The following is an 8,308-nucleotide window of genomic DNA, read 5'->3' as shown; positions in this document are numbered from 1 at the left end:
ACCGCGGGGCCGGGGGCCTGCCGCGGTCCCGGCGCGGGCCGGCAGCCCGCTGCGTGGTGGTGGACCGGGCTGCCGGGGCTGGGGCCCCGTACCGGGCAAGGGTGCGATCGAACCGGTACGGGACGTTCTCGGGGTGTCATCCGGTGCGGCTGTCGCCGAGGTCGGCGACGAGGGACGCGAGCAGCGCGACGCGGACGGGGACGGTGGAGGTGTCCAGCCATTCCTCGGGGGTGTGGTCGGCTCCGCCGACCGGGCCGAGGCCGTCCAGGGTGGGCACGCCGATGCCCGCGATGAAGTTGGCGTCCCCGACGCCGCCGGTCGCGGCACCACCGAGCGGAAGACCGAGGTCCGCGGCGATCTTTCTGGCCCGGTCGAACATGCGGCGTGAGGCGGGGGTGTCCTCCATGGGCGGGCACAGGTCCAGCTGCTCGACCGTGGCGGTGGTGCCGGGTACGGCGGGCCGTGCGGCGGCGGCTTCGATCGCGGATCTGGCGGCTGAGATGCCGGCGGCGGTGGCCGAGCGCACCTCGACCCGCAGCTCGGCCTCCGGGCAGACGATGTTCGCGCGGGTGCCGGCGCGGACGACGCCGACGTTGACGGTGACGTCGTCCCAGTGGCCGTTGAGCGCCTGGAGGGCGACGACCAGGTGGGCGGCGGCCAGGGCGGCGTTCGCCCCGCGCTCCGGCTCGATGCCGGCATGGGCGGCCCGGCCGGTGACCGTCACTCGGAAGTCCGCGACGCCCTTGCGGGCGATGACCACGTCGCCGTTCTCGCGCGCGCACTCCAGGGCGAGGGCGAAGTGGGCTCCGCATGCCGCCGCCTCCGTCGCGGGGCGGCTGGCGGGTGAGCCGATCTCCTCGTCCGGGGTGGCGAGGAGGACGAGTTCGGCGTACTGCCGCGATCCGGTCTCGTGCAGGATGTCCAGGGCGGTGAGTCCCGCGAGCAGGCCGCCCTTGTCGTCGCTGACGCCCGGCCCTCGCGCCGTGCGGCCGTGGAGCGTGAAGGGCCGTTCGGCGGCGGTGCCGTCCTCGAACACGGTGTCCAGGTGGGCGACGAGCAGGACGCGCCGGCCGCCCTCGGAGACGGGCAGGTCTCCTCGTCTGCGGGCGACGAGCACGTCGCCGACCGGATGGCCGTGGGTGGGCGCCGGAGCGATGCGATCGACGTCGAATCCGAGCCTCAGCAGCCGCTCTTGGGTCCAGTCGGCCATCCGGTTGACGCCTTCCGGGCTGTACGAGCCGGAATCGATGGCGACCAGGTGGGCCAGATCGGCGAGGTAGCCTTCCAGGCGCGCCTCTGCGTACGGGAGCAGTCCGGTGGTGCGCAGCTGCTCCGGCGAGGGGGCGCTCACAGGACCTTGGAGAGGAACGCGCGGGTGCGCTCGTGCCCGGGGTCGACGAGGACGTGGCGGGGATCGCCGGCTTCGACGACGACGCCGTCGTCCATGAAGACGGCGGTGTCCGCCACCTCGCGGGCGAAGCCGATCTCGTGCGTCACCACGACCATCGTCATGCCGTCGGCTGCGAGCCGGCGCATCACGTCCAGCACGTCCCCGACGAGCTCGGGGTCGAGCGCGGAGGTGGGTTCGTCGAAGAGCATGAGCTTGGGCTTCATCGCCAGGGCGCGGGCGATGGCGACGCGTTGCTGCTGTCCGCCGGAGAGCTGCGCCGGGTAGTGGCCGGCCCGGTCGCCCAGGCCCACCCGTGCCAGGAGTTCGTGGGCGTCGTCCTTGGCCTGCGTCCTGGGGAGTCCGAGGACGTTGACCGGGGCTTCCATGACGTTTTCGAGGGCGGTCATGTGGGGGAAGAGGTTGAACCGCTGGAAGACCATGCCGATGTCGCGGCGCCTTGCGGCGACTTCCCTTTCCCGCAGTTCGTGCAGCCTGGGGCCGCTCTGGCGGTAGCCGACCAGGTCGCCGTCGACCGCGAGTTTCCCGCCGTCGACCCGGTCGAGGTGGTTGATGCAGCGCAGGAAGGTGGATTTGCCCGAGCCGGAGGGCCCCAGCAGACAGCAGACTTGGCCCCGTTCGACGGTCAGGTCGATTCCCTTGAGGACTTCGAGCTTCCCGAAGTGCTTGCGTACGCCTTCGGCGTGGACCATGGGGACGTTCACCGGACGGCCTCCTTGGTGTCCTTCTTCGCACGGGCGGGTCGGCTGAGCGCTCCGGCGAACATCCGGCGCAGGGGGGAGACGTGGCCGCTGCGGCCTGTGCCGCGGCCGTAGCGGCGCTCGAGCCACGCCTGCGGAACGCTGAGCAGGGTCACCAGTGCGAGGTACCAGAGGCTGGCGACGACGAGCATGGGGATGACCTGGTAGTTCTGGGCGTACACGGCCTGGATGTTGGACATCAGGTCGTGTGCCGAGATGATCGACACCAGGGCGGTCATCTTGAGCATGTTGATCGTCTCGTTGCCCATCGGCGGGATGATCACTCGCATCGCCTGGGGGAGGACGATCCGTCGCATCGTCAGGGCCGGTTGCATTCCGAGGGAATGGGCTGCCTCGGTCTGGCCGGTGTCCACCGACTGGATGCCGGCACGGACGATCTCGGAGGCGTAGGCGGCCTCGTTGAGGCCGAGGGCCAGCAGCGCGGCGACGGCAGGGGTGAGCAGGGAGTTCGTTTCGATCTGGAAGAAGGTGATGTCGGTGAAGGGGATACCGATCATCACGTACTTGTAGAGGGCTGCGGCGTACCCCCAGAAGATGATCTGCACCAGCAGAGGGGTGCCGCGGAAGAACCAGACGAAGAGGGAGGACATCCCGTACAGCACGGGATTGGACGACAGCCGCATCACCGCGATCAGCGTGCCGAGGGCGAGCCCGAGGGCCATCGACGCCGCGGTGAGCCACAGGGTGGTGACCAGTCCGGAGAAGATCAGGTCGGCGAAGAGGAAGTGGCCGATGATCTCCCAGTGGAGATTGTCGTTCTTCGCCAGCGAGCCGGCCACGCCCATGAGGGCGGCGATCGCCGCGAGGGCCGCGATCCAGCGGCCGTAGTGGCGCAGTGGAACGATGGTGAGCTGCTCGGGCGCCGGGCGGTCGATGTCGGCGGGAGCCGTGGTGGTGGTCATCTCTAGTCCACCGCCGCGTTCTTGGTGGCCTCCTTGACGGCGATGGACGCGACACCGTACTTGTCGAAGATCTTGGTGACGGTTCCGTCGTCGATCAGGGCCTGCAGCGCCTTTTGGATCGCGTCACTGAGCTGCGGCAGCTTCTTGGACACCGCGATCCCGTTGGGCGAGGCGCCGTAGCCGCCCGGGGCGGCCGGGTCGTCGACGACTTCGAAGGCCTTTCCGTCGTCGGCGGTCTTGGCCGTCCAACCGGCGGCGGGCTTCGTCTGCACCTGGGCGACGACCTTGTCGGAGCGCAGGGCGAGCTGGGCGTCGGAATCCTTGGGGAAGGTCTGGATGTCGATCTCGGCTCTGCCCGCTGCCCTGCACGCGGCCTGGTGCTTCTGGAGCAGGTCCAGCTGGTTGGTCGCCGCCTGTACCGCCGTTTTCCTGCCGCACAGGTCGTCCAGGGTCGTGATCTTCTCCGGGTTGCCCTTGACGACCATGATGGCGGAGCCGGAGACGGAGTAGTCGACGAAGTCGACGACCGCCTGCCGCTCCTTGTTGTCGGTCATCGCCGACATCGCCGCGTCGAACTTTCCGGCCTGGATGGCCGGCACGATGCCGTCGAACTTCTGCGGTGTGAAGGCGAACTTCACACCCAGCTTGGCGCCCAGCGCCTGGCCCAGGTCGTAGTCGAGGCCGGTCAGTTCGGGCTTGCCTTCGGCCACGAACATCTCGAAGGGCGCGTACGGCACGTCGGTGGCCACGCGCACCACACCCGACTTCCTGATCTCCTCGGGCAGGGCGTCGTGGAGCGCGGTGTCCTTGGCGATGGTGACCCCGGCGATCGTGGCGGCGGGGGGCTGCGCACCGGCACCGTCGGAACCATCGTCCCCGCAGGCCGCGAGTGTCATGAGGATGGCCGCGGACAGGGCGGTGGCCGTCGCCGTGCGACGGGGGGACGGGGTTGGCATCACAGGTAGCCCTCTCGGAAGACCGGGCGGCGACGACTGCGTGCGTCACCGTCTGACAACCGAGGAAATTACATGTGCCGACCTACATTGGCTAGATGTAACTCACGTTTCATTGCGGCCGCGGGAGCCGCCACCCCTCACGGGCGACCACACCAAAGCCTCTACCTGCCCATATCAACGCAACAGCCACCCACCCGAGCGACCAGCTCGTTACATCTATCGAAGCTGACGACCGGCCTGTACTTTTCGTTGCTGCACGCCGCAGCGTCTGCTTCGCCGCTCCGACTGCGGTATCCGGCCCCCTCGTCCCACGGAGAACCCATGAGTCCGCTCCCCCACCGCCCAACATCGCCATCCGCAGGCTCTCCAGGACGGCTGGGAGGGGGCCCGGCACGGGTCCGGTGCAGGCGGGGGCCCTCGGCGCCGGCTTCCCTGCGTCCTCCGCGGCCCCGGACGGAGACCCCGGCCATATGACGCACCGCCAGAACGTTTACACCCAGTCCGGGGTTGTTTTCATTTTTTGAGTCTGGAACCGTCACCCATGCAACTCACCCCCCTCACAGCGGACTTGGGTGCGGAACATCGCGGGCTTCACCACCCGGCGCCCTGACCCGGCGCGGCGATGCGGACCACACGCATCCTTTGCGCGCGCCCCTCGTGCCGACTGCGGCCGACGGAGGGCACCCATCGCTCCGCCAGGACAAACTGGGAGACCAGGCAACAGTGAAACGCACGCGCACCCTCGCCCTGACCGCAGCACTGCTCGCTTCATCCGCCCCGCTCGGCCTCGCCACCATGGGAGCCGGTACGGCACACGCCGCAGCCCGCACCTACTTCGTCAGCCCCGGCGGCAACGACGGCAACTCGGGGACGTCCACCGGAGCTCCCTTCCGGACCCTCCAGAAGGCCGCGGACAGCGTCCAGCCGGGCGACACCGTCTCGATCATGAACGGAACGTACTCCGAGAGTTCCGCCGGGTCGAACGTGGTGACCATCAAGCGCTCCGGGCTCCCCGGAGCCCCCATAACCTTCACCGCCCATCCCGGCCACCGTCCGGTGGTCCACCCGGTGAAGGCGTGGAACGGCATCAGCATCCACGGCGCCTCCTACATCTCCATCAAGAATCTGGAGGTCAAGGGCAACAACGCAGCCCTCACCCTGGCCGGAGCAGAACGCGAATCGAAGAAGGGCGATCCCACCTACAACACGAACTGCATCTCCCTGGAGAGAAACCGGTCCACGGGATCGCTGTCGCACCACATCGAGGTGACCGGCAACGAGGTGCACGGCTGCGCCGGAGCCGGCATCTCGGCCATCGACTCCGACCACGTGACCATCTCCGGCAACCACGTGCATGGGACGTCCTGGTACGCGGTGTACGCGACAAGCGGCATCTCCGTCCTCACCCCGCGTGACGTGGGGGGCGGCGACCCCGGGACGTACAAGATCCGCATCACCGGAAACCGCGTCCATGACAACGAGAGCAAGATCAAGTGGGAGAAGTGCGGCTGCTACTCCGACGGCAACGGCATCATCATCGACACCCTCAAGGGCGACGCCGAACACCCTGCCTACAGCGGGCGCGTTCTGGTCGCCAACAACCTCTCGTACGACAACGGCGGCTCCGGCATCCACTCCTACAAGAGCCAGCACGTCGACATCGTCCACAACACGGCCTATGCGAACGGGCGCAGCACCCGCATGGACAGCTACGCCAACATCTTCGCGCATGACAGTACCGACGTGCGGCTGCTCAACAACATCGCGTACGGTCGGCCAGGGCAAGCCACGAACAGCAAGTCCCGCAATGTGGACGTCACCTACGACTACAACGTCTACTTCGGTGGCAAGGCCCCCGAGGTCCAGGGCCCGAACGATGTCATCGCCGATCCGAAGCTCACCAAGGCGGGCACCGGGGCGGACGCGGACTTCCGGCTGAGTACGGGATCCCCTGCCGCCGGCTCGGGCACACCGTTCGCCGCCGTCACCACGGACTTCACCGGAGCCTCCCGAGCCGCCGGCGCTCCCGACCGGGGAGCGTACGGCTTCGGCGCCAAGAGCAACGGCGTCCAAGCAGATGCCTCCACGACCGCTTCCCCCGGCCGGCAGAGCGACGCCACCGCCGGGAGTCCCCCCGTGAGCCCATCCGGCACGCAAGCGACCGACGCCACCGAAGGCGGCTCCGGACCGAAGCCTCACAGCGGAAGCGGTCCGCTCGCAGAGACGGGCGGCTCCGACCCGGTGCTCCCGCTCGGCATCGCAGCCGGGGTTCTCGCCCTCGGCGGCGGTCTTCTCTTCGCAGCGCGCCGCAAGCGCTCCTGATCCCTTCGCATCGCTCAGGGCCTCAGCTGTGGTGCCGGCCCGGTCCCCTCACCATGGGTCGGCACCACCGCCCGCTCGCCGACCGCAAGCCCCGCACTCCGGGGCCCGGACCGCCGAACGGGCTCGGGCCCCCGACAGACTGGGCCCCATGGCTGTGGCATTGCACCGGATCGAAGCGGCGGCACTCGCAGGTGAGCCGGTGGCCGACTCCCCGCGCGTTGCGTGGCGCAAACAGATGAGGCAGCGCGTGTTGGACGCCGCTCGCGACCTCACGTGCGAAGCCGGCTGGGACCAGGTCAGCCTCTCGGCCGTCGCCGCCCGCGCCGAGGTGTCACGTCCTTCGGTGTACAAGGAGTTCGGGAACCGCGCCGGGTTGGGCCGTGCGCTGGTGGTGGTCGAAACCCAGCAGTTTCTGGCGGGTGTGACCGATGCCTTCTATCCCGGCGTGCCCGATCCCCATGACTGCCTGCGGGCCGCCATCCTCCACGTGCTCGAAGAGGCCGACGGCCAGCCCCTCATCAGGGCCGTCATCGAAGCCGCCCGAAAGGGCTCCGACAGCCTCCTGCCCTATCTCACCGCCCGAGCAGACCCGGTCTTCGATGCCGGTCGAGCCCTCGTCCAGGGCTGGCTGGCCGCGCGGTATCCGCAACAGCAGACCGAGTCGGTGGAGCTGGCCGCGGACGTCATCGTCCGCATGACCATCAGCCATCTCATCCTGCCGTCCGACGAACCGCACCTCACCGCCCGAAGGGTGGCGACTGCCGCCCTGAGGCTGTTGCAGTAGGTCACCCTGTAACGGGACGGACCCGGTGTCACCCCGGACGCACGGGTCCCGATGTCCGCGACGAGGACGTCGCGGGCACGGACCCCCTCTACGGGATCGGGATCGGGATCGGGTGCGGGGGCGCGGCCGGCCCGGGACGTGGCGTGCCCTGGTTCCGGTGGCGCCTCCATTCGCGCGGTGTGGTGCCGTAGGCGTCCCGGAAACGGCGGGTGAAGTGGCTGGGACTGGTGAATCCGGAGCGTGCCGCCACGGCGGAAACGGGCAGGCCGGCGTTCTGCGGGGAGGCCAGCAGGCGGCAGGCCGCCTCAAGGCGCTCGGATATGACCCACTGTTCGAGTCGTATGCCGGCTTGTCCGAGTGTCGTGTACAGCTGTCGTTTCGAGATGCAGTGTGCGCGTGCGATGCGGTCCGGTGTGAGGTCGGGTTCGGTCAGATGGCGGCGGGTGTAGGCGAGGATCCGGTGCGCCAGGGAGTCGTCCATGGCGGCGCGGACCCGGCGGTCGTCGGCGGGGTGTGCGGCCGATGTCAGCAGGGCCCGGACCAGGTCGGTCGTGGCGTTGCCGAGAGCCGCGGCGCCGGGGTCCGCCTCCAGGAGCCCCGGGTCCCGGCGGAGGGAGCGCAGGTGTGCCAGGACCAGGTCGTGCAGGGGGCTCGCGCGCAGTCGTACGGAGGCCTGCACGACGGTGTCCACCGGCACGCCGAGGTGCTCCATGTCGATGGTGACCGCCCACGAGGCCCCGTCACCGGCCCAGCCGTATCGGCGGGGGGTGAGCTCGTGGAACACGCCGATGTCGTCCGGGCCCAGGACGTACCGCTCGCCCGCGTTCTCGGCCCGGTGGGTGCCCGAGGTCTGGAGCGAAACCGAGACCACGGGGCGGTCACGATGCCATCGCACGTGCTTCGCCGTCCGTCGGACCTCGAACCCCGTGCTGCGGACGTCGAAGAGGTCCAGCCCGCCGACCCGCCAGGTCTCGAACCGGGCACGGATACCCGATTCGGGTGATTCATGAACGATGTCGTTCGGTACCGATGCGTCGTTCATCGCGTGGTGGAACGCGTCCACCCGGTCCTCGGGCGGCAAGGTGTCCAGATCCATCAGCAGCACGAAGTCCCGCCTCCGTCAGGTCCGTTGAATGGTGGTGGCGTCATACTCGGGCAGGTGGGGACCGGCGTGC

General features: G+C 69.3%; 7 protein-coding genes. 2 read left to right on the top strand and 5 right to left on the bottom strand.

Annotated elements, in window-relative coordinates; all coding sequences use genetic code 11:
* Positions 1 to 136 precede the first annotated feature (136 nt).
* The 4 genes from AVW11_RS20785 to AVW11_RS20770 are packed head-to-tail and all read right to left on the bottom strand — an operon-like array spanning position 137 to position 4,027.
* Positions 137 to 1,351 (bottom strand): M20 family metallopeptidase, encoded by a 1,215-nt coding sequence (locus AVW11_RS20785; protein WP_060179603.1) that lies wholly within the window; start codon positions 1,349 to 1,351, stop codon positions 137 to 139.
* Positions 1,348 to 2,100 carry an amino acid ABC transporter ATP-binding protein gene (locus AVW11_RS20780; RefSeq protein ID WP_030848085.1) on the bottom strand — a complete coding sequence of 251 codons (753 nt, stop codon included), beginning with the start codon at positions 2,098 to 2,100 and terminating at the stop codon, positions 1,348 to 1,350. The genes AVW11_RS20785 and AVW11_RS20780 overlap by 4 nt, the downstream gene beginning before the upstream one ends.
* Before the next feature lie 8 nt (positions 2,101 to 2,108).
* Positions 2,109 to 3,071 carry an amino acid ABC transporter permease gene (locus AVW11_RS20775; RefSeq protein ID WP_076045236.1) on the bottom strand — a complete coding sequence of 321 codons (963 nt, stop codon included), beginning with the start codon at positions 3,069 to 3,071 and terminating at the stop codon, positions 2,109 to 2,111.
* Positions 3,072 to 3,073: 2 nt separating this feature from the next.
* Positions 3,074 to 4,027, bottom strand: a complete 954-nt coding sequence (locus tag AVW11_RS20770; protein WP_076045233.1) for an ABC transporter substrate-binding protein — start codon at positions 4,025 to 4,027, stop codon at positions 3,074 to 3,076.
* Between the two features lie 723 nt (positions 4,028 to 4,750).
* Here AVW11_RS20770 and AVW11_RS20765 point away from each other — a divergent pair.
* Together AVW11_RS20765 and AVW11_RS20760 are read left to right on the top strand one after the other, a co-directional pair.
* Positions 4,751 to 6,349, top strand: a complete 1,599-nt coding sequence (locus tag AVW11_RS20765) for a right-handed parallel beta-helix repeat-containing protein (RefSeq protein WP_076045231.1) — start codon at positions 4,751 to 4,753, stop codon at positions 6,347 to 6,349.
* 148 nt (positions 6,350 to 6,497) lie between these two features.
* Positions 6,498 to 7,133 carry a TetR/AcrR family transcriptional regulator gene (locus AVW11_RS20760; RefSeq protein ID WP_060179607.1) on the top strand — a complete coding sequence of 212 codons (636 nt, stop codon included), beginning with the start codon at positions 6,498 to 6,500 and terminating at the stop codon, positions 7,131 to 7,133.
* 88 nt (positions 7,134 to 7,221) lie between these two features.
* Here AVW11_RS20760 and AVW11_RS20755 read toward each other — a convergent pair whose 3' ends face one another.
* Positions 7,222 to 8,229 carry a helix-turn-helix domain-containing protein gene (locus AVW11_RS20755; RefSeq protein WP_234362308.1) on the bottom strand — a complete coding sequence of 336 codons (1,008 nt, stop codon included), beginning with the start codon at positions 8,227 to 8,229 and terminating at the stop codon, positions 7,222 to 7,224.
* Positions 8,230 to 8,308 lie beyond the last annotated feature (79 nt).

The organism is Streptomyces amritsarensis (genome assembly GCF_001953875.1).
Classification (GTDB): Bacteria; Actinomycetota; Actinomycetes; order Streptomycetales; family Streptomycetaceae; genus Streptomyces; species Streptomyces amritsarensis.
Note: the sequence above shows the minus strand (reverse complement) of the source record. Positions and strands in the feature narration are given on the sequence as shown.

What these genes read in the sequence shown, in the direction of transcription:
- AVW11_RS20780 (WP_030848085.1), bottom strand. Translation starts at nt 2,100, where the DNA reads ATGGTCCACGCCGAAGGCGTACGCAAGCACTTCGGGAAGCTCGAAGTC.
- AVW11_RS20775 (WP_076045236.1), bottom strand. Translation starts at nt 3,071, where the DNA reads ATGACCACCACCACGGCTCCCGCCGACATCGACCGCCCGGCGCCCGAG.
- AVW11_RS20770 (WP_076045233.1), bottom strand. Translation starts at nt 4,027, where the DNA reads ATGCCAACCCCGTCCCCCCGTCGCACGGCGACGGCCACCGCCCTGTCC.
- AVW11_RS20760 (WP_060179607.1), top strand. Translation starts at nt 6,498, where the DNA reads ATGGCTGTGGCATTGCACCGGATCGAAGCGGCGGCACTCGCAGGTGAG.
- AVW11_RS20755 (WP_234362308.1), bottom strand. Translation starts at nt 8,229, where the DNA reads ATGGATCTGGACACCTTGCCGCCCGAGGACCGGGTGGACGCGTTCCAC.